The 20474-nt window shown below is 43.4% G+C and carries 18 protein-coding genes; 6 read left to right on the plus strand and 12 right to left on the minus strand.

Annotated elements, in window-relative coordinates; all coding sequences use genetic code 11:
* Nucleotides 1-11: 11 nt before the first annotated feature.
* Nucleotides 12-440 (plus strand): MarR family winged helix-turn-helix transcriptional regulator, encoded by a 429-nt coding sequence (locus EXT48_RS23000; RefSeq protein WP_130165953.1) that lies wholly within the window; start codon nucleotides 12-14, stop codon nucleotides 438-440.
* A 337-nt stretch (nucleotides 441-777) separates the two neighbouring features.
* Here the strand turns inward: EXT48_RS23000 and EXT48_RS23005 are convergent, their stop codons facing one another.
* The 4 genes from EXT48_RS23005 to EXT48_RS23020 all read right to left on the minus strand — a co-directional run bounded on the left by EXT48_RS23005 (nucleotide 778) and on the right by EXT48_RS23020 (nucleotide 2694).
* Nucleotides 778-1224, minus strand: coding sequence for an Hsp20 family protein (locus EXT48_RS23005; protein WP_010379331.1), 447 nt, complete (start codon nucleotides 1222-1224; stop codon nucleotides 778-780).
* 256 nt (nucleotides 1225-1480) lie between these two features.
* Nucleotides 1481-1693, minus strand: coding sequence for a 4-oxalocrotonate tautomerase family protein (locus tag EXT48_RS23010; protein ID WP_130165954.1), 213 nt, complete (start codon nucleotides 1691-1693; stop codon nucleotides 1481-1483).
* Between the two features lie 10 nt (nucleotides 1694-1703).
* The gene (locus EXT48_RS23015; protein ID WP_130165955.1) at nucleotides 1704-2072 is read right to left on the minus strand and encodes a nuclear transport factor 2 family protein; all 369 of its coding nucleotides are present in this window, start codon (nucleotides 2070-2072) and stop codon (nucleotides 1704-1706) included.
* Nucleotides 2073-2079: 7 nt separating this feature from the next.
* On the minus strand, nucleotides 2080-2694 hold the full coding sequence (locus EXT48_RS23020; RefSeq protein ID WP_130165956.1) for a glutathione S-transferase family protein: 615 nt from the start codon (nucleotides 2692-2694) through the stop codon (nucleotides 2080-2082).
* 124 nt (nucleotides 2695-2818) lie between these two features.
* Here EXT48_RS23020 and EXT48_RS23025 point away from each other — a divergent pair, with 124 nt between their 5' ends.
* The 3 genes from EXT48_RS23025 (at nucleotide 2819) to EXT48_RS23030 (ending at nucleotide 4249) form a co-directional block, all read left to right on the plus strand.
* Nucleotides 2819-3700 carry a LysR family transcriptional regulator gene (locus EXT48_RS23025; protein WP_130165957.1) on the plus strand — a complete coding sequence of 294 codons (882 nt, stop codon included), beginning with the start codon at nucleotides 2819-2821 and terminating at the stop codon, nucleotides 3698-3700.
* A gap of 78 nt (nucleotides 3701-3778) precedes the next feature.
* The gene (locus EXT48_RS23770) at nucleotides 3779-3937 is read left to right on the plus strand and encodes a hypothetical protein (RefSeq protein WP_019647622.1); all 159 of its coding nucleotides are present in this window, start codon (nucleotides 3779-3781) and stop codon (nucleotides 3935-3937) included.
* Between the two features lie 60 nt (nucleotides 3938-3997).
* Nucleotides 3998-4249 carry a TIGR03643 family protein gene (locus EXT48_RS23030; protein ID WP_130165958.1) on the plus strand — a complete coding sequence of 84 codons (252 nt, stop codon included), beginning with the start codon at nucleotides 3998-4000 and terminating at the stop codon, nucleotides 4247-4249.
* A 44-nt stretch (nucleotides 4250-4293) separates the two neighbouring features.
* Here EXT48_RS23030 and EXT48_RS23035 read toward each other — a convergent pair whose 3' ends face one another.
* The 4 genes from EXT48_RS23035 to EXT48_RS23050 all read right to left on the minus strand — a co-directional run bounded on the left by EXT48_RS23035 (nucleotide 4294) and on the right by EXT48_RS23050 (nucleotide 8534).
* Complete coding sequence (locus EXT48_RS23035; protein WP_130165959.1) at nucleotides 4294-5214, minus strand: acetoacetate decarboxylase family protein; 921 nt, start codon at nucleotides 5212-5214, stop codon at nucleotides 4294-4296.
* 217 nt (nucleotides 5215-5431) lie between these two features.
* Nucleotides 5432-5977 carry a GNAT family N-acetyltransferase gene (locus tag EXT48_RS23040; protein ID WP_130165960.1) on the minus strand — a complete coding sequence of 182 codons (546 nt, stop codon included), beginning with the start codon at nucleotides 5975-5977 and terminating at the stop codon, nucleotides 5432-5434.
* Between the two features lie 62 nt (nucleotides 5978-6039).
* On the minus strand, nucleotides 6040-8094 hold the full coding sequence (locus EXT48_RS23045) for a S9 family peptidase (protein ID WP_130165961.1): 2055 nt from the start codon (nucleotides 8092-8094) through the stop codon (nucleotides 6040-6042).
* Nucleotides 8095-8228: 134 nt separating this feature from the next.
* Complete coding sequence (locus EXT48_RS23050; protein WP_010379315.1) at nucleotides 8229-8534, minus strand: hypothetical protein; 306 nt, start codon at nucleotides 8532-8534, stop codon at nucleotides 8229-8231.
* A gap of 96 nt (nucleotides 8535-8630) precedes the next feature.
* Here EXT48_RS23050 and EXT48_RS23055 point away from each other — a divergent pair, with 96 nt between their 5' ends.
* A complete protein-coding gene (locus tag EXT48_RS23055; RefSeq protein ID WP_130165962.1) occupies nucleotides 8631-9536 on the plus strand; it encodes a LysR family transcriptional regulator in 906 nt (301 codons plus the stop codon).
* Here the strand turns inward: EXT48_RS23055 and EXT48_RS23060 are convergent.
* Nucleotides 9519-12119 carry a TonB-dependent receptor gene (locus EXT48_RS23060; protein WP_130165963.1) on the minus strand — a complete coding sequence of 867 codons (2601 nt, stop codon included), beginning with the start codon at nucleotides 12117-12119 and terminating at the stop codon, nucleotides 9519-9521. The genes EXT48_RS23055 and EXT48_RS23060 overlap by 18 nt on opposite strands.
* A gap of 99 nt (nucleotides 12120-12218) precedes the next feature.
* Here EXT48_RS23060 and EXT48_RS23065 point away from each other — a divergent pair, with 99 nt between their 5' ends.
* Nucleotides 12219-14324: a winged helix-turn-helix domain-containing protein gene (locus EXT48_RS23065; RefSeq protein ID WP_130165964.1), complete on the plus strand. Its 2106-nt coding sequence runs from the start codon at nucleotides 12219-12221 to the stop codon at nucleotides 14322-14324.
* Between the two features lie 35 nt (nucleotides 14325-14359).
* Here EXT48_RS23065 and EXT48_RS23070 read toward each other — a convergent pair whose 3' ends face one another.
* The 3 genes from EXT48_RS23070 to EXT48_RS23080 form a co-directional block, all read right to left on the minus strand.
* Entirely contained in the window at nucleotides 14360-15688 is a 1329-nt protein-coding gene (locus tag EXT48_RS23070; protein WP_130165965.1) for an energy transducer TonB, read from the minus strand.
* A 258-nt stretch (nucleotides 15689-15946) separates the two neighbouring features.
* Complete coding sequence (locus EXT48_RS23075) at nucleotides 15947-18523, minus strand: TonB-dependent receptor (protein WP_130165966.1); 2577 nt, start codon at nucleotides 18521-18523, stop codon at nucleotides 15947-15949.
* A gap of 443 nt (nucleotides 18524-18966) precedes the next feature.
* Nucleotides 18967-20193, minus strand: a complete 1227-nt coding sequence (locus EXT48_RS23080; protein WP_130165967.1) for a threonine/serine exporter ThrE family protein — start codon at nucleotides 20191-20193, stop codon at nucleotides 18967-18969.
* Nucleotides 20194-20474: the final 281 nt, after the last annotated feature.

The raw sequence follows: 20474 nt of genomic DNA on the forward strand, positions 1-20474 counted from the left end.
AGGAGTGGATTTTGAACAGAGAACTTCCAGATAGCTTTTTAGCATTAACCTTTAAGTTTAAATCTCTAGTTTTAAAAGCAGTTAGAGAGCAGGGGATTGATATGGTACCGATGGAAATTCAGTCGCTTCATCTAATTAATAGAACAGAAAACTGTACAGCTGCTCTGATGTCAGAACTAATGGGTAGAGATAAAAGCCAATTAGCGAGATTGATTAAAGAGATGTCAAAGAAGGGGTTAATAGAAAAGACAAAAAATCCAAATGATACTCGAAGCCATTTTTTAGGTTTAACAAAGGATGGCAAAGCGATATTGAAACGAATGCTTATCATAGAGGCTGGGCTGATACAAAAAATGTGTACAGACCTATCTCACGAACAAGTAGAAGTATTTAACAATATTGCGGTGATCATGACTGCTAACTTGGCAAGAGAACCATAGATGTTGGCTTAACTGTTGTTATCGGTGTTTTATTATGAATTGTATGTTGGATGTATTGAGATGAACGCCAGTGGGAGCGACCCCAAATTATCTTTAGATACCAGTTTGCTGTTCAGAATGCTTTGGAGATAACTAAGCTTTCTGCTCGCACTAAGGTGCCTACACTTTGTAGGCAAGGCGAATCGAGTTGGCGATTGGAACTGAGTTTAACGCTGCTAGCTTAAAACCTACTCAACGCTATAAAATGGGTAAACTAGCAACTCAAAACAAAAAGTCGCCCGAGGGCGACTTGGAAACGTGACATCATGTAAAAACAGGGGGAAGTGACCTCAATCGATTATTTATTTTCGATGAGATTGCCTTTGCCAATTTCAATCTTTCTTGGCTTGAGTGCTTCTGGAATCTCGCGCTCAAGGTCAATGACTAACAGGCCGTTTTCAAGTCCTGCGCCAATCACCTTGACGTGATCGCCAAGTTGGAATTTACGCTCAAAGTTACGCTCTGCGATGCCTTGATGAATAAATTTGCGCTCAGCTTTGTCTTCTTTGTTTTGCTTTTCGCCTTTGACTGTCAGAGTATTGTTTTCTGACTCAAGGCTAAGCTCTTGCTCGGTAAATCCGGCAACAGCCATGGTAATTTGGTACTTGTCTTCACCGGTGGCTTCAATGTTATATGGTGGAAAGCTTGGTTGCTTTTCGTTGCGTGATGCTGCATCCATTAGCTGTGCTAAATGGTCAAAACCGATGAATGAACGATAAAGTGGAGATAGGTCTACTGTACGCATAATTTGTATCCTCATAAAGCGATAATTAAGCTATTTATTGCTTCAATTAAAGCCAATAAATAGCATATAAAACATTTACTTAGTTTGGGTTGGGACCCTGTCGGCGTCCTCACAATACTATTTATGGACGAGGCAAATACTTTTCAAGAAACTTTTTTAAAAAAGTTTTTATTTACCTGAATTTTATAAGATTCTTTTTCAAGAAAATTGTCTTTGCAGGTGAAGAAGCACCATTTGATGCCTCTTTTTTAGTGCGTTATTTAGGACTTAAGTTTTGCTGCCGCAACATAGAGACTTGATCAAACCCTATTCCCCAGTCGTCAGTTTCAACTTCCTCTATGACAACAAAAGTAACTTGTGGCGCTTTATCAAGGACATCCACCATAAGCTGAGTTGCACCTTTTATTAAGGCTTGCTTCTGAGCAGGTGTAACGCCTTCCTTTGTGATTCTAATATTGATGATTGGCATTGATTATCTCCTACAGATCATCATACATTTTGTTGACGATACGCCATTGTTCATCTTCCTTAAGTAAACCGATGAAGTCGATATAGTGATGTTCAAACAGTGGACAATACAGCTTGACCATTGCTTGATGGTTTACAACATCCACCGACAAAATACGGTAATTAAAAGCAGCGTTTTGGCTTTCGGGCGTCTGTCGAGATGAGACCAAATCTAGCCACTGTGATTTGGTGCGCCTCATCCCTGGAGCTTTGAGCACCGCGTCAGCGTGGAAAATCGCATCTAACTTTTTAGTATCTCCTTGGTGTAGCCCTTCAAAATATTGTTGAATAACCGCGGTTACTTTGTCTAAATCCTGTAGTTTGAAAATAGGCTTAGTCATATTAAGCTCATGCGTCTGTACTGTGTGCTTGTTCAGCTGCTATCGAGGCGATAAAGCTGGGCCTTGCCTCAACTGCAGCTAACATTTTGCTGACTTTTTCTGGAATGATAATGTCGACTGGAAAATAGGCACCCCAACGCGCATATACAGCCAGCATGATATCCGCAGTGGAAACCTGATCGCCGCCTAAAAATGCTTGCTGCGCTAACTTTTTCTCGACTAACACCCATAATTCGTTGATGGCAACCGCTGCCGCTTCTAAAAATGGCTGGCGTGCATGCTCGTCTGCAATCGCACCTGTGGCAAAAAACAGGCGATTGTAAGCCGGGTGCATCGTAGCATTGGCAAACAGAATGTTTTCTATTGCTTTTTGCTTTTGCAAAACATCAGCTTGAGGAAGAAGGTTATTTTCGTGTTTATTGAGTAGATAAAGTAAGATTGCAGCTCCTTCTACCAAGCTGTCTTCGCCATCATTAAGAACTGGGATTTTACCTGTTGGGTTAATGGCTAAAAAGTTATCAACACCGCGTTTGTCAACCAGTTCGAAGGGTTGTCTTAGTTCTCTTAATATGACTTGCGTTGCTAGCGCACAAGCACCTGGTAGGTAATATAACGTATACATAATGGTTTTCCTTATTTGCTTCTTGGCTAAAAGACAAGCTCAGTGTATAAATTAGATGCTGTTTGATATATAGCTACAATGAGAACCAAGAGTTCACATGGTGGAAACAATAATCAAGGAAAGTATGAACAAGCTACGAGCGATAGAAATGTTTGTAAAACTGGCTGAAGTACGCAGTTTTACTCGTGTTGCAGAGCAATATAATACGTCCAAATCCATGATCAGTAAGGAGATCAGCCGACTAGAAGCTGAGCTTGGTGCGCGGCTTATACATCGCACCACGCGCAATTTACAGCTCACGCATGTTGGAGAAGGCTATTTACAACGTGCTAGGGATATTCTCAATAAGTTAGAGGATGCAGATACCTTCATACAAGAGTCGCAGCAAGCACCAAAAGGCAAGCTAAAAGTGAATGTGCCAATGGTGCTTGGGATCACTGACTTGGCAGCAATGTTCGCCGACTTTATGCAAGCGTATCCTGATGTCGATCTTGAAATACATTTAGGGGATGAGGATATCGACTTAGTTGAACAGGGGTTCGATTTAGGTTTTCGGGCTTCCAGTCGCCCGTTCGACTCAAGTTATATAGGAAAAGAAATTACTCAATTTAGCTATCATGTATGCGCCTCACCACAATATTTAGCGAGTCACCCTGAAATCGATTCAGCACAAGATTTAATTCATCATAATTGTTTTGAATACAGCTATTCAAAACGCAAGAACTTATGGCCATTAGACGAAGGTGTGCGAATAAAAGGCTCCCTTAAAGTGAACAATGTCCTTTTTATGTTGCAGGCAATTAAAAGCCATTTGGGCATAGGGGTTTTACCTGAATTTGCCTGTAGAGAAGCACTTGAAAAGGGCGAGGTCGTTAGTATTTTACAGCATGCTGATAAACCTACACTCGCCTTATATGCACTATATCCAGCACGCCAATTTGTGCCAGCCGCGGTGCTTCAATGTATCGAGTTTTTACAGGCTTGGTTTAAGCGTGAAGGGTACTGATTGTTAAGCAAATAAGGTGGTTTACATTACTTCATTACTTTGCCACATTAACTACTGGTTTAGATGATGGAATAGTCAATGAAATGTGATAAACAAAATGCCAATCGAAAAATAGGTTTGGGGCTCGCTATCGGCGCGGGAATAGGCACAGCCGTGGGCGTTGCATCAGGGCAAATCATGTACACCTTGCCTATTGGCATTGCGATGGGAATATTGATTGGTCGTAAGTATTTTTAATCTATTTTGGCACTCGGTGCGTATGTGTGATTCTGATTAGAACACAACAAGATTAAGCAAGTGCAATTTAGTGACTCAGAAATTTCCAGGATCATTGAAATGGCGTGGGAAGATAGGACGCCATTTGAAGCTATCGAGCGACAGTTTGAGCTTAGCGAGCCTGACGTGATCAAGTTGATGCGTTGTAGCCTAAAATCCAGTAGTTTTAAGCTATGGCGGCAACGAGTAAATGGCCGTAATACAAAGCATAGTAAACTTAGAAGCAAAGCGGTAAATCGCGGATACTGCAAAACGCAATACAAGCAAAGGTAATTAAAATGCAGAGGCCGTTAAGCCTCTGCCTATACTAATGAAGGTTACCTATCGTAAAGTGGTAGCGCAACGCCTTCAACGTTAGTGAATTCTAATACCGCGATAGGAGTAAACTGCGTTTTGCGTAAAAATCGCGTGGTGACACTTTTTGGTGAGTGAATCGTAAACTTACCAACGAAAGGCAAGATCCAGCCGCTAGCTGAGGTCAATACACCACTTAGTTGAGGGATCTTAGACTCATCGGGAAGGTTAAAGCTGGGCACAACGTTGTCACCGACCGAGTATAGTGGTGTGTTTGTGCCAATTTTGCGCTGATATTCAGCACTGAGTAAAGGCTTACCATTTTTCTTGGCCAGCTCAAGACGATGTGTATTTTCACTTAGGGTGATGTCAACTTGGGCCAATTGTTTGGGGTAACCCCATATTTCACCGGCCTCAACCGCTTTTGCATTGTCCAACATCAAATGAAAGTTGAATGAGGCGTAGTCGTGAGGGAGCCCCATCGACTGCTTTTCAGCATTAGCAGTATTGATAGTTGTAAATGCAGCCATTGCATAGTTTACTTGTGCTTCAAGGGAGTTCAGGTCGCTTGGACAAGGTAAGTCGAGATCTGGCGTATTTCTGCGTTGAATAAAAAACGTTGCGACCGTTTCGTTGTATGCTCCTGCTGGACTTTCTGTGATTTTTTGAGTGTAAAAAGCCGCAATACCTTTTCCGGAGCTTTTGCCATCACATTTTGGCGTAACAACTTTCCAACCGTCATTCCATAAAAATCGTCTTGCTCGTTTTGCATTAATTAAACCCAGGACTGCACTGGTTGCTTCTCCCTTGACATGAAAAGGTACAGAGATTTCAGTGCCGTCATCCAAGTATTTTATTTCAGTGGTTGGGTATGTATTCTCGAGGTCAAAGGCGAGAGTATGGGCGCTAAAGATGAGTCCTAGCACGACTGCATTTTTTATCATTTTGCTTTCCTTAAGTAGTGAGATCAACAAAGTAGATTGTCAAATTCAAGACAAGTTTAGTGATTGTTTCCTTTTTGGGGATGTTATGTTAACAGCGGAATGTGAAAAATCAAAGTGCTTTAGTCGATAGAATATATTGGTGGTTAGTTCTCAAAGCGACATTAAGTATGTCGCTGATTTAAAGTGATTAAGTTTAGGGAAAAGGCTATCACTTTGGTTAATGTACGTCGCTTGCAAGTAAGCCGAATAGTGCAGAGTCTGAGACTTCACCAGCAATTTCCCAGCGAGCACGTAAGTGACCTTCTTTAGTAAATCCAAGTTTTGTTAGCACTTTGGCTGAGCCGATATTAGCAGGATCAATTTCAGCTTCAATACGCCTCAACTGCAGTGTTGAAAAAGCATAGTCAATGAGTGCTGAGCCCGCTTCTTGAATTACACCTTGCCCCCAGTGAGATTTGGCAATACCAAAGCCAATTTCGGCGCGACGTGACTCTTTATCCCAGCTAAACAGTAAACATTTGCCAATTACTGTTTCATCACTTTTCGAAACAATGGCCAGTGTGATCGCTTGTTGTGTAGTCAAGTCTTCATGTGATTGCTTGATAAATTGCGTTGCATCGTCAAGGCATTCCCAAGGTGGCGTGTTCCAATAGCGCATGACGTCTGCGTCCGAGAATATGGCAAATAGCGCTTCTGCATCTTGTGGGGTTAAGGGTCTAAGTGTGAATCGCTCGGTGTCGAGTTTGATTGTAGTTAATTGCAATATCTTTTTTCCTTGATAAAAAAGGGCGCAAATTAGCGCCCTCAAACAATAAGCTAGCTTACTTATTTATTCGCGTCTTTAACGGCTTTTAGCTTCGCCGCGTGGTCAATTTCATAATCTGGCATGTCTTTTTTGCCTTCGATTAGGTAGTTGTCCATCCAGCGCATCAAGCGCAAGCTGTAGTCATATTGAGCCGCTGCTTTGCGGTTACCGTGACCTTCGCCTGGATAGTAAACTAGACGTACGTCTTTACCTTGCACTTTCATATAGCGATATAGCTCCATAGATTGTGCTGGGTGTACACGTGGGTCATCTTTACCATGCATAATTAGTAATGGCGTCTTCGATTGACCAGCCCAGTAAATCGGACTGCGCTCTAGGTACCACTGCCATTTATCCCAAGGGTAAGAGCGAGCGTGCACTAGGTACATTTCGTTTGAGATATCGGTAGTACCAAACTTAGATAGTTGGTTCGTTACCCCAACAAACATCACGCTTGCCGCAAAGTGTTCAGTTAGTTTTGTAGCACCCCAAGCAGAGGCATAACCGCCGTAAGAGCCACCAGTAATACCAACACGCTTAGTGTCTACTAAACCGGTATTGACTAGGTATTCTTTCATATCTACTAAGTCGTCAAACTCTTTACCTGCGTAGTCGCCTTGGCCAAGTTTTGAGTAATCAACGCCTTTACCCGTCGAACCACGGTAGTTTGGATAGAATACTGCATAGCCGCGTGCTGCGCCCATTTGACCTGGATCTGAATAGCTCGTGAGCCAGCCATTCTTATCGTGGCTTTCAGGACCACCGTGCACTGACATGATCAGTGGATAACGCATACCTTCTTGATAATCAAGTGGATAAATTAATACGCCACCAATTTCAACACCATCGCGGGCTTTGAAGTTAATAGCCTCTTGTTTTGCAAAACGCTTGTTGTCTAACCACGGGTTTGAGTTTGATAGACGAGTTGCCTTGCTTGAGCGGATCACAAACACTTCATTAGGGTGCTTAGCTGTATTCGCACGTAGGGCAATGGTTTTGTCTGAATCAGAGATTGATAGATTCGATGCGATAAACTTACCTTCTTTGATAAGTTTCTTGTATTTGTTTGAGCCAACTTTAATTTGGCCAACAAAACTTTCAGCGCCGACGTTTGCGACAAAAGTCAGCTGGTTCTTACGGTTTGACCACTCAAAATCACCGATGTGACCCATAAAGTTTGGGATCCACTCTTCTACTTTGCCGCTTTGTGCATCGGCAAGGTATAAGCGACCAGTTGCCGGGTCGTGCTTGTCTTCAGCGCCTAAAATCGCGATGTATTTACCATCGTGAGAAAACTCTGCGGTACCAAGCTTACCTTCTGTTTTGAATGACGTGGTAATTTGTTGTGTTTTCGCATCAAGTACATGCCATTGTGACTTCATATACTTGTCATCAATAAGCGCTGTAGGCTGGGTTTTTACCAGTAACTTAGAGGCATCATCAGCCCAGTTGATTTCACTAACATAGCCTTCGATGTTCAGTGCCGCTGGAGTTAACGGTTTTTCTGATGCTGCAAGATCAATGATATGAAGCTGTTTGTTCTTTAAACCCAGTTCATACACTTCAGCCATAAAACCAAGCTTTTTCAGCTCTTTTTCTGACTTATCGGCAGCTGGCATAGCAAGGATAGCAACCTGTTTGCCATCAGGACTTAGGCTATAAGCTGAGATCCCAGTTCCTTTTAGTGAAAGCACTTTCTGTGCTTCCCCACCGTTTACCGCGATGCGATAAAGGGCGCGTTGCTTGTCTTCTTTTTTCTTGGTTAGGAAATAAATGAACTGACCGTCGGCCGACCAAGAGATGCTTGAGATGCTCACTTTACCGGTGATAAATGGGCGCTCTACACCTTCGTCGTCAATCACATAAAGTTCACTGTAATTAGAACCATTTTGGTCAACGTAAAGCTCGCGCGGTACAGAGCGAGTAAAAGCAACGAGTTCGCCGTCAGGACTCACCGACGTTGAGCTTACCGATTGGATCTTTGGGATGTCTTCAATAGTGATGGTATCGCTTGCGAGGCTTGCAGCACTGGTGAAGCCCATTGCTAAAGCCAAAGCAGACTTAAGTAGTTTCATTATTTATCCTAAATTTTCATTCACTTGTTGTAACTTCAAGATGAAGTTTTTAGGCATTCTACTTGTCACCAGAATAAAAACCAATGTTTGCGATTAATTGTCGGTTAAGCCTGATAAAGTGAAGCAGCTATCTTTTATAGGCCAAAATTCAGCACGCCTGAATAATCAGCCTGAAACGGCATAAGGTGATTAAGGGCATACGAAATGTTGCCTTTGTCATCCATGATGTAGATAGAAGCACCACAGTGTTTGCAAAAACCATGCTCTTGAATAGTTTGAGCTTTCGAATGCGGCACCACAAATCGTTCGAGAGATTTACAGGGATTTTCGATAAGACCATGAGCCTGAATAAACTGCACACCAGCGCATATTTCGTTGGCTGTTGTCGTGGTGAAAATACGATAGTGGATCTGGCCGCAGTGGCACGACGTGGTGATCATGTTGATGTCCTTTATTTTCTTTTGAGTTAAGTTTACTTTTTATTTTTAGTTAATATATATTCATTTGGTGTAAAGACTTTTTCCCAAGAGGAAATAATGAGAAAGGAATACGATAAACTTCACTTACTTAAAATATTATGTTGTGTCGCTGAGCAGCACTCCTTCAGCCGAGCTGCAGAGCAGCTCGGTACCACGACATCCGCGGTGAGTAAATCGATAGCTCAGCTAGAGTCGTCTTATGGACAAGTACTTTTAAATCGAACAACCCGTAAACTCGCATTGTCTGATGCCGGTAAGTTGGTGTACGAAAAAGGGAAAAAGATCCTGCGCGCGCTACGCGATTTGGAAGAAGAAGTCGAACAGGTTGGAGTGCATCAATCTGGTCATCTAAAAATAACCTTTCCAAATACGATAGGGCGTATGCTACTGAGCCAAATTTGTATCGATTTTCAAAAGCGCTATCCGCAAATAAAGTTAGAGCTGATGTTTACCGCAGCAAATCAGGATTTAATCGAAGATGAGATTGATGTCGCGTTTAGGCTCTCAGCTGCGCTCAAAGACAGTCAATTTTATGTCTTGAAATTGATCAATATAAACTCGACTTTTGTTGCCACACCCAGCTATTTAGCGGCGCACGGGAAGCCCGAGCAATTGGACGAACTGAGTAGGCATAACATGTTGTTATCTAAACTAAACCATGTTGAAGATAGTTGGCATGACGGAACTAGAAGCTATGCTCTGCAAGGTAATTTGATAGCGAATAGTCGCTTTCACATTCGAGAGGCGGTGTTGGCAGGATTGGGGATTGCCATGTTACCGTCTTATTTCTGCCAACGGGATATTGATTCGGGCGCTTTGGTTGAGCTGTTTCCCGAGCAAAATAGGCCCGAAGTTACTTTGCATGCCATATACAAAGTGAAACGAGAGCATTCTGCAAAGCTAGATTTATTCTTAGGGTTTGTACAGGCGCAATTATCATGCAAATCAGAATTGGTATCTTAGCCCTGCGTAGTAGCGCCGACCATTCACATATATCCCTGTTGGTGCGTACTCATTGCGATCATAGGTATAGATTTGTTCATCGGTTAAATTAATAAACTCAAATTGCGCATCGAGGTTATCACTTAATTTCACCGTTAGGCTGCCATCTAATTGGCCGTAGTTATCCATCATGGTCTCGCCTACACCGGTGGCAAACTGGGTTCGATAATTATAGCTAAGCCGTGCGCTAAATTGGTGGTTCTCGTAGTAAGCGGTGAGGTTAGCGCTGTGTTTTGAGGTGCCTGGCACTTTGTCCTGTAAGCCAACGTCAGCGTTGTCACGTTCGCCATCAACGTAGGTGTAATTGGCGATTAACCCAAATCCGTACGCAAGTGTTTGCTGGTAGCTTAGTTCAACGCCACGGATACTGCCGCCAGCGCCATTACTGGGCCTATCGATAGACATCAAAATACCTTCATGACGCTCAAGCTTTCGCTCAAACTCAATAAAAGACTCCACATCTTTGTTAAATAAGGCGATTGAGGCGAGTCCTGCATCGTCAAAGTACCACTCAAGGCTGGCATCAAACTGCGCCGCTCTATATGGATCTAAGCTGGCGTTACCACCTTGTCCTTGAGCTTGGGTTACGTTGTAATTGGTTGAGGGCATAAGATGATGAAATTGTGCTCGTGACATGACGCGTGCAACGGAAAAACGGCCAACCAGACTTTCGCTTAAATCAAACTTGATATTGGCGCTGGGTAGAATATCGATGTAATCCCGAGATTCTTCATGCCAAACATAGCTGTCGGGCGCTTCGATGGGGGAGGCGACACGTTTAAATGCGGCAGAGTCTTGAAAGGTTTTGACCACCCGTACCCCAATGTTGGCTGCATAGGATTCACCAGCGAGTTGCATTTGACCGTAAGCGGCGGCGGTTTTTTCTGTAATATGAAAACGACTGGCTTTTTCTATCTCTTGTTCAAAATTGAGCGTATCGAAGTCTTTGGCGAGCAGTGTAATATCGGCATAACTGTAGTTTTTTAAGGTGTTTGCACTACCTACGCCGCGCAAATAATCATCCACAAAAGTGCCCGGATAGGCGGCCAGTGTAGTGCCAAGCTCGCCGGCTAAACCATCAAGCCCTCCATCTTTGGAGCGATAGCGCAAAAAGTCCCGTTGATGGTCCTTAAGTTTAATGCCAAATTTAATCGCGTCGACCTGTTTAAAGTCGATATCGTACGCAAAATCGGCTTGCGCGAAGTATGATTTATCTTTGCCATCTTGGCTGTCATTTCGAGCTTCGGTGATAAACCAACTCGCCGCATCTAACGGTGAAATCCCATAACTTGCGACGATGTTTTTTCGCATTGACGTATCGACATGAAAACGGGTGTTAGCAGAAAACTGTGACGTGACGTCTTCTTTGGTGCCACCAGAGCCGTGGCTTAGACCCACTTGAAACTGGCTTGACCAATAAATGCCATCATAGACCAAGTCTAGATGGGCACTTTTGGTGCTGATCTGCGAGTCTCGCCAAATGGCTTCCATGCTGGTATTGAACGGCGCTGCTGTGGGTAAATAGTGGGCGCTCACCAAAGTACCATCTTGTACTTGTAAATCGGTTACTCCGCCGCCTAGGTCAATAGACTTTGCACTTTGCCAGAGAAAGTTTTGATTGTTGTTGTCTGCGTTTAGATGAGAATAAAGTAAGTGACTATTTAACCTAAGTCGTGGGGAAAGCTGAAACGCGGCATTGACTGTATAAGCCTGTAACTCTCTTTGCTGCTGAAAAATCGCGGAACCCCCACCTCCTGGAAACCATAACGTCTGGCTTTTATCTTGTGGAGTCTGCTGGGTGGCATACCAAGTATCATCATCACCTTGGTATAACGTTCTATCGTGCCACCCCCACGATTCTAGGCCGTCGCGTCTGAGGCTGCGATCTCGTCGTGTTGCGGTAAAAAGCACAGCATAGTCGCCACTTTCGCTATGGTAGTTATAAATTGCAGATAATTGTGGATCGAGTTTATCGCTCAAGTCACTGTATTGGAACTGGGCCGTTACAACGCCATAGCCTGAAGGCGTAAGCAGAGGGTCGCGGGTTTTTATATTGATTGCACCACCTAACGACCCTTCATCCTGCATAGCTTGTGGTGTTTTGAACACCTCAAGGCTAGAGACGACTTCACTGGGTAATAAGGTAAAATTAAAGCCTCGGCTTGGCTGACTTGAGATCCACCAATCAGCGGAGGCGAGATATTGACCATTCAAATAGGTTCTATTTTGCTCGGGGGTTGTGCCTCGCACGCCGATCCGCTCACCTTCACCTTGTGCTCGAGAGAGTGAGATACCGGTGATCCGTTGCAGCGCCTCTGCGACGTTTTTATCTGGAAACTTACCTATGTCTTCAGCACTGATCGTATCTGAAACTTGTTGATTGTGGCGTTTATTACTGAGAGACTTGACAACGCTGTCATGGAAGGCACGGATTTCGATGCGTTCTATGGTATTTTCAGCTGTCTGATTTTGCTCAACGGCATAACTTGCAGCTGTGATAAAGAATGCGCTACAAGAAACTGTTCGGATGAGAAATTCTGACATTGTGCTCAACTTATAATACGAGTAAGTTACCTTTAGTTGATACTCATAATACGCTTTTATTACGAGCCTAACCATAGTTTTACAAATTTTTAGTAGTTGATGGTTGAAAACTTAGATAAACGTTTTTTAATCAATGAGATACTTGTCGACCTGAGTAATTTATCTGTGTGTGTTGACGGTTCTTGGAGAAGCATCGAAGCGAAGCATGCGGCATTATTGCGTCTATTGATTGCTAATAAGGGACAGGTTGTTACCAGAGACGCTATCTTAGATATCGTATGGCCCGGTACTATCGTCAGTGATAACTCTGTTAGCCAGCTGGTGGTACAGCTACGTAAGCTGCTTGGTGACAGTTCTAACGAGCCAAAAATAATTAAAACGGTACCACGCCTAGGTTATCAATGCATTGCACAAATTGAAAAAGCCCCGACGCTACTTGAGCAAGTAGAGGAGCTGTCTCGTGGGCGTGGCGCACAATTTGCGCTGCTCGGGTTTTTTATGGGTCTGGTGGTGACTTTGCTTGGCGTTTTTATGGCTAAGCAGTGGCAAAATGAATTGCAACAGCTGCCCGTCACTGCAACTCGGATCACATCCTCGCCGGGTGCAGAAGTCTTTGTGCGCTTTTCTCCAAATGGTAACTATTTAGCTTACAGCTATTTAGCTGAGGGAGCCGATCAATTTGATTTGGCGGTCTATGATCTTGAGACCAAAACAACCCATACGATAAAAAGCAGCGGTTATAGTGAAGAGTCGGCAAGTTGGTCTTTAGATGGTAACTGGCTGATTTATTCGCGCTCGGATCCGGTTTCCTGTGAAGTACGGGCGTTACACGTGAAAGCTCCAATAGAAATGTGGCGACTAGCGCGCGATAGCGTGCTTGGCAGTTGTAATAGCGCACAAGACTCAGCGCCTTGGCTTGAATATCGAGCGGGTCATTTTATCACTAAGTCTTGGGATAAAGGTGGGACCTATTTGCAATCTGTAGCGGTCACTTTTGCGGATAATCATCCTAAAGTGCTCAACACTACGGCGTTGCCTATTCGCGATGTAACACATTATCAAGTTAACCAACAAGCGCTGTTGTATCAGGTAAAAGAGCAGGGCGTTTATCGGCTTAATCTGGGGCAACTTGGGGACCCTGAAAGGCAAACTACCACACTCTCCAAGCAGTCTTTTTCGGCATTGAGTCATGGTTATCAGGACGATACGGTTATTATCGCTAAACAAAACTTGAGTGTACTGAAAGGTCGTGAGCAGCAGTTGTTATACTCCGGATTTGGTGCGATATCTGAGATTGATGTTAATGCGCATTTGCGTGCTTCGGCGCACACTGAGGGCGTGGCTGAAATTAATTTTTATCAGCTCGCTCTAGATGCACAAAGCGAAGCACAGCAAAAGCAGTTGACGTCGCCCGCAAGGATGGACTTACTTGCCGCTTTGTCTGATGATGGCGCACATTTTGTATATGCCTCTGTGACAGCCAAAAATAATGATGCGCCACAATTTGAGCTTTGGCATAAACATGCTTTTCGACCAACATCGAGTTTGCTTGGCACTATGCCGCTGGGAGAAGTGCCTATTTTGCTATTGCTGTCGCCTAATAACGAATATCTCGCCGTATTATCAAAGTCGCATAAAGTGTATTTAATAAGCTCTTTTACTAAAGAAGTGAAAAAAGTAGTTGATAACTTTGCAGAAGTTGCTGACTTGCATTGGTCACAGGATGGTAGAAACCTGTATTATCGAGCAAAGCTCTCGACGGAAGCCAAATGGCAGGCATGGCAATTTACCGTATCTCAAGGGCGCAGTGAGCAACAACCTCTGGTGACTCGTTCGTCTGATTTATCCCTGACTCAGAAGAACTCAAGCTTTGTGGGATACAAAGAACAAGTTAGGGAATACCTAGTTGCTGCGCTGACTGAAACAATTGATGTAGAGCAGTTACGTGGGTCTTTATCTCTTTACCAGCCAGCAGTATACCGAGACGGGGTTTATTTTGTACTGAAAAGAGGTCACCAACTGGTGCTTTATCGCTATTTGAGTAGTGAAAACAAAGTCGAAGAAATTCAACCAATTGGGTTACACCTTTACGCGGGGTTTACCGAGTTACAGGTACTAGCAAGCTTTGATGGCAGTCAGGTCATATTCAATCGGATCAACAATTATGAAAGTGACATAGTATTACTGGAGTACGGTGAGCGATGAAGACATCAATGTTACGAAGCCCAGGTTGGGTACAGTTAGTTAGCTAGTTTTTGCTGGAATAAGCGTATTGCTTTACTACTCCAATTGCGCTGTGATGCCGACTTCAATGCTTGTGAAGCAAGCTTTTTGGCCTCTGCCTGATCATCTGTAAGCTTGGCAGACAGTAGCAGCAGTTCAGGGTGTCCAGGATCGATGGTGAGACCATGACGCAACCAAGTCTTGGCCTGAGCTTTGTCGTTGAGACGAGTTAAATAAGTGTTTGCTAATAAAAGTGTGGAGCGCAAATGGCCGTTACTCGAGGCCTCGATAAGTACTTGTAGCGCACGTGGAGCATCCTGCTGCTCTGTGTTTGTAAGCAGTGTTCGTGCTAAGCGATATTTTGCGATATCCATGGTTTGTGCTGCGTGTTCTAGCCAAAGTACACTAAGTCGATGCTCTCCCACATTAATAAGCTGAGTTGCTAAGCGATATTGTGCCAAGTCCAAGCCATTTTTGGCTGCGGCTAAATATAGTTCATTTACCGGCTCTTCAGAGCGCCAGTGATAGCGCAGTAGCTGATACGCGTTGTAATCTTTCATACTCAACCAGTTGGCAATATAGTATTGTACTTGCGCCACACCACGCTCTGCCGCATCGATATTCTGCTTAAGCTGTTTTTCGTAGGCCTTCTTTTGAATGGCTAAGGTTTCGCGATATTGCTCGCCTTTATATGTCGCAAAATGGTAAATCAAGGTGTGTGCTTGTTTTGGACCACTATAGCGCCACTTTTCTACCGCATTTAGCAAGCTAGCGGTGAATATATGCTTGGGATAGCTATCAACGACCTCTATATTGGTTGCCTTACCGCTTTGGTCGATATCAAACTCTAACCAAACCCAGCCCTCAATCCCTTGTCGTACGGCCTCATCAGGGTAGTCAGGTAATACATCGTGAGTTTTACTCGGCGTAGAAACGATATTGGGTTGCATGAGCCGGGCAAGTGTTGAATCAAGTAAGTAGGTGTCTGCCAAACGATTTCTTTGAAGTGTTACGAAATCTTTTAGGCCACTTTGGTCGTCGGATTGCTGCAAAACGAGTTGCGCCGTTTGAAAGGCTTCAGCAATACCGAATTCTTTAGCCAATGAAAACCAAGCAAAGGCATTTGCGGCACTTTGTTCGGTTCCTTGGCCGTACAAATACATCACCCCAAGATTATACATGGCGTCTGCATTACCTAATTGAGCTAGGCGATTGAATTCAGAAAATGCATGCGTGAATTCTTCATTCTGATAGGCGAGGGTAGCATCGTAAAGATCGGCTTTTGTCAGCCAACTTATGCTCAGCAAAAATGAAAAAATAAGCCCAGAAATGAGATTGTTGCGCATTTTATTGATTACTCATCCTCGGACTGCTCTTTGGGGTTGCTATGGTCATTTTGAAAAGGCTATATAACCACAATATAAGGGAAATTTAAATAATAAAAGCTGATAGCAAACGCTATCAGCTTTTTGGAACTCCGGGCAGGGAGTTTACTAAGTCGAACCTGTGTTAGCTTGGAAGCGACTTAATTCGAGTCATGAAACTATTCCTTTACGACTAATAAGACCAGATTTAGTGGTAAAAGTTTCATTCGCTATTCGGTGTTAGAAGTTAAATCTAACCCCCGCGCTAAAGCGCCTTCCATCGGCATAGACACCCGTTAGTGCCTGCTCAACTCCCTTTTCCTGATAGCTAAATGTATGTTCATCCGTCAAGTTGATGGCCTCAAGAATAAATGCCACATTCTCGTTGTAGTTATAGGTAAGGTTGGCATCTACTTGGCCATAATCGTCAATGTATCCTGGCCAGTCTCGACCTGTATCATACCCTGTTCTGAAGTTGTATGAGATACGGGCACTAATGAATTCGTTTTCATAATAAGAACTCAAGTTAACGGTATGCTCAGAGTTGCCTGGGATAGTGATGTCGTTACCTTCATCGTCTTTGGCTTCACCATCTACATAGGTATAGTTAGCTGCAACACCAAAACCTTCGTATAATTCTTGTTGATAACCCACTTCTAGACCTTGAATACGTCCCGCTTTACCATTAACAGGACGGCTGATCAGAACCTCTTTACCTTCATGAATTTCAAGTGCCGGTTGGCTCTCGATAAACGACTGAATATCTTTGTAGAAAAATACCGCAGAAAAAAGACCTGCGTCGCTAAAGTACCACTCGATACCGGTATCAAACTGCGTCGCTCGATATGGGTCTATGTCAGGATTACCGCCAGTGCCTGTTTGTGTTTCTAGGTTGTATGAGGTTGATGCTGTCATATCGGCGTAATCTGGACGAGACATAACTCGTGCGGCAGAAAAACGCATTAATAAATCGTCATCTAAGTCAATTGCCAAGTTAATGCTTGGAAGAATGTCGAAGTAGTCCTTTTCTTCCGTTGTCCATACCTCAGCACCTGACTCACCTGCAAACGCGGATGAGGTTTGTTTGGTATTTACAAGTCTTACACCTAAATTACCGCGTAGACCATCTGCGTCCAGATTCGCTTTAATGTAGCCTGCGGTAATTTTTTCATTGATATCGAAAGTACTGGCCTTCAATACTCGGTAATTCCAACCCAGCGCATCACCTTCTTGGCGTATTTTGTCTGAATCAGTGATTGCGTAGCTGCGCGTTGTGCCCGATGAGCCTACGCCTGAAAGGTAATCAGAAGGCATGGCTTTAGAGTAATCAGCCAGACTCCAGTTTAAGTCGGTACGATTATCCGTTGTGTGTTTGGTATTAAAACGACTATGATCACGATATTTAAAGCCTACCTTGATCTGGTTAAAGATAGCGACGTCAATTGGGCGTTTAAAGTCGGCTTGAAAGTAAGTTTCATCATCTTTCGCATCATTGCTGTCATAGCGTAAAAAGCCTAAATTCCATTTATCACCATCGTTTGGATCGGCGGCATAACTGGTTTTTACGTCTTCCTCTTGTGACGCATCAAAGCTGTGAACATAGTTGCCTTCCCAACCAACGGAGCGATCCGCTTGTGAACCCCCCGAACCTTCTGTGTAACCTAAGTGATACGAAGATTCCCAAAGTTGCCCTTGATGTTCAACTTTTAAGTCGTACGATTTGGTTTTGAGCTCAGAGTTACGTACTTTGGTCTCATCCAGAATGTTATTACCATCTGGCGATAAGCCAAGTGTGCCGCCGACAGCCATCTTGCCAACTACGGGATGGTCGATAACGGTAATGTCAGTATATTGTGAGCCGCCGTAACCGGGTAACCAAAGGAAGTTTTGGTTTTCATTATCGGCTTCAAGCGTAGAGTCTAACGCATTGAATACAATGTCCATATTTTCATTTGGACGATATTGCAAGGCGAGATTTATACCTGTGCGTACGCGCTGCTGTGAGAACATGGCTGAGCCGCCACCACCAGGGCTGTAGACATTGTCGACGACGGTACCATCTTCAAGTGTGATATCACGATAGGTCCAAGACCATGCTTCAATACCATCGCGGCGCAAGTTACGTTCCTGGCGCACGACAGAAATTAAGGCGCCAAAAGATTCATCATCGGTCTTAAAGTTGTACATCGCGGAAAGTTGTGGGTCGGTTTCACCTGACACTTCGCTGTGCTGTGCGATAATTGAACCTGCAATTTTATTTGCTTCTAAATCAAGCGGCTTACGTGTTCTAACAATCACGGTTCCACCAATAGATCCTTCGTCAATATCGGCTTCTGGTGATTTGTAAACTTCAAGCCCAGAAATGATTTCAGAGGGTAACATTGTATAGTTAAAACCACGGCTCGCCGCAGAGTTAGTCCACCAATCCGCTGAGCCAACAGCTTGACCATTCAATAAGGTCCGGTTTTGGCTTTCGCCTGTGCCTCGAATGCTAACGCGTTCACCTTCACCAAAACTACGCGTGATTGAAACACCGGTAATTCGTTGTAGTGATTCGGCAACGTTTTGATCTGGAAATTTGCCAATGTCCTCGGCGGTTACTGCATCGACAATGGCGTCTGAGTATCTTTTTGTATTGAGTGATTGAACAACGCTGCCACGGATCCCTCTGACTTGAATAACTTCAACTTCACCATTTTTAGCTGTTTCTTGATTGTTGTTTTCTTCAGCGAACGCTAGACCCGGTGCAAAAAGTACTGAGCCGAGCAAAGATTGGCTGATTAGTACAGCCAGTTTTTTCTTATTATTGCGAAACATAAATTCCCCTTGAGTGCATATACCAATTAGCCTTAATACTTGCTCAGTTTGAAGGAGTAAATCTGACGCTAACTGCGTTAAAAATTTCTTATTTAGAGCAACTAAATAGCAAAATTTTTGCCTTGTTATCGACAAGGTTTTCTCGCCTCAAAATAGACCACTTAATTAAGATAATTGGTATTACTTGTGATTGAGAGGTTGACCTCGAGAAAGATTAAACACCAGTGGGGTTTGTTAAATCTTGAATTGAAATGAATAGTTATGAATTTGTAGATTTTTAACTTTTGTTTTTCTTATTTTATTGAAATGTATGGATATAAAATAATATTTTCTCGGTAGTTTACGGTTTAAGTTAAGTTTACTGGAAGGATTTGACTATATTTTTTGTTAACATTCACAACTACAAAGAACTGGAAAGTCGCCTTTCCAGTTCTTTTCGAATGTTATAGACTCTTTTTAGGTGGCAGCACAACGTTTGAGAAGATAAGGCCAGCGATAAGAGACATAAATATTAAAAAGGTTTGTTGGCCGATATGATCTGCGTGAACAAAGCTTTGGCCTTCGATCAATGAATTAAGTCCAATATAGGTTTTAGAACCAGGGACCAACACAATCAAACCTTGCATTGCGACAATGGACGCAGGGGCATTTACCACACGGTTAAAGATATTACTAAAAACGCCCACTGCAAATGCACCCACAAAAGTACCAAGCGCATAATCAAAGTAAACCGCAGAACTGATACTGGCTGCGTAGGCGATAAAGCCAGATGCGAGTGACCAACTTGCATGGCGTAACTTTGTTCTAAAGATAATTACTAGGCTGCTACAAAGCAATAGCACTGCAAGCCAAGCCGTCCAACGTGGTAATGGTGATGGTTGTATAAAATCAACTTGACCAAAAAACGCAAACCCTAAGCTGATCCCCAAAAATGCACCGAAGTAGAGCTTAAAGAGCAACATAATAGAGTCCATGACTCTTGCGGTACCTGACACTAAGTGACGAGCCGATAATTCAGCAAACCCAAGCGCCAGCGCCAAGCCAGGTATAAACACGATAATGGCCGAAAGTACCACCAAACGGATGTTGATCTGTGGGTCAATGTACACAGACACGGCACAAGCAGCAACCGCTGATACGATGGCGACCAAAGGCTCAAGCATATGTGTTACACGTTTGGAAATACTCGCCCAAAGCACGAATAAGTAGACCAGAAGCGATAATAGCGCCGACCACCATACGTCATTCCAGCTAGTCCCCATCAGCATTGCAAACGCACCGCCTGAAGTTGCAAATGCAAGACCCGTCATTAACTTATTATATGGAGGCTTAGCGTGCAAAATGGCTTCAAGGCATTGTTCGGCTTCTTGGATTGAAAGCTCACCAGATAACACGCGTGTTGCAACGTCATCCGTATCTGCCAATGAACCTAAATCATGGTCGCCAGGGTCAACACGTGCCACATGGGTATATTCTTCTTCATGACCTTCGGTCCAAATCACAAAAGTGACGGACGTCGGAGACATGACAAAGGAAGACTTTAACCCTAAGTGTGTGGCTACTTCCATTAAGTGTGCTTCGAGTCGATAGGCAGGGGTACCGTATTTGTGAAGCATTTTGCCTAACTTCACAATAAAGCGGCGTTTCTCTGTAAAGGTTGCGTTATTCAACGAAAGAGAACCTTAAATATGTAATACCAATTCTACTGAATGCAGTGAATTGGCGAAAATGTTAAAAAAGTATGGTGTTTGAAATTAAAAAAATCAAACTGAGCTCATCATGGGTACGCGCTGCTAGTAAGATACATATCATTGCTTTTACTAGATTTTAGTTATGTTTTTGCACACGAATATGATATTCGCAACAGACTATTTGCATAGGTAAATTTGGCGGCCAAGATTGCTGCGAATTCTATCCAGATTCTCAGTAATGTCTATAGTTTTGGCCGCAA

The sequence above is a fragment of the Pseudoalteromonas sp. CO348 genome, from assembly GCF_004208845.1.
Taxonomy (GTDB): Bacteria; Pseudomonadota; Gammaproteobacteria; order Enterobacterales; family Alteromonadaceae; genus Pseudoalteromonas; species Pseudoalteromonas maricaloris.

Excerpts from the sequence above, each read along its gene's own strand:
- EXT48_RS23020 (WP_130165956.1), bottom strand. The coding sequence starts at position 2,694 with ATGTATACGTTATATTACCTACCAGGTGCTTGTGCGCTAGCAACGCAA.
- EXT48_RS23065 (WP_130165964.1), top strand. The coding sequence starts at position 12,219 with ATGGTTGAAAACTTAGATAAACGTTTTTTAATCAATGAGATACTTGTC.
- EXT48_RS23045 (WP_130165961.1), bottom strand. The coding sequence starts at position 8,094 with ATGAAACTACTTAAGTCTGCTTTGGCTTTAGCAATGGGCTTCACCAGT.
- EXT48_RS23055 (WP_130165962.1), top strand. The coding sequence starts at position 8,631 with ATGAGAAAGGAATACGATAAACTTCACTTACTTAAAATATTATGTTGT.
- EXT48_RS23005 (WP_010379331.1), bottom strand. The coding sequence starts at position 1,224 with ATGCGTACAGTAGACCTATCTCCACTTTATCGTTCATTCATCGGTTTT.
- EXT48_RS23010 (WP_130165954.1), bottom strand. The coding sequence starts at position 1,693 with ATGCCAATCATCAATATTAGAATCACAAAGGAAGGCGTTACACCTGCT.
- EXT48_RS23070 (WP_130165965.1), bottom strand. The coding sequence starts at position 15,688 with ATGCGCAACAATCTCATTTCTGGGCTTATTTTTTCATTTTTGCTGAGC.
- EXT48_RS23035 (WP_130165959.1), bottom strand. The coding sequence starts at position 5,214 with ATGATAAAAAATGCAGTCGTGCTAGGACTCATCTTTAGCGCCCATACT.
- EXT48_RS23075 (WP_130165966.1), bottom strand. The coding sequence starts at position 18,523 with ATGTTTCGCAATAATAAGAAAAAACTGGCTGTACTAATCAGCCAATCT.
- EXT48_RS23015 (WP_130165955.1), bottom strand. The coding sequence starts at position 2,072 with ATGACTAAGCCTATTTTCAAACTACAGGATTTAGACAAAGTAACCGCG.
- EXT48_RS23060 (WP_130165963.1), bottom strand. The coding sequence starts at position 12,119 with ATGTCAGAATTTCTCATCCGAACAGTTTCTTGTAGCGCATTCTTTATC.
- EXT48_RS23050 (WP_010379315.1), bottom strand. The coding sequence starts at position 8,534 with ATGATCACCACGTCGTGCCACTGCGGCCAGATCCACTATCGTATTTTC.
- EXT48_RS23770 (WP_019647622.1), top strand. The coding sequence starts at position 3,779 with ATGAAATGTGATAAACAAAATGCCAATCGAAAAATAGGTTTGGGGCTC.
- EXT48_RS23025 (WP_130165957.1), top strand. The coding sequence starts at position 2,819 with ATGAACAAGCTACGAGCGATAGAAATGTTTGTAAAACTGGCTGAAGTA.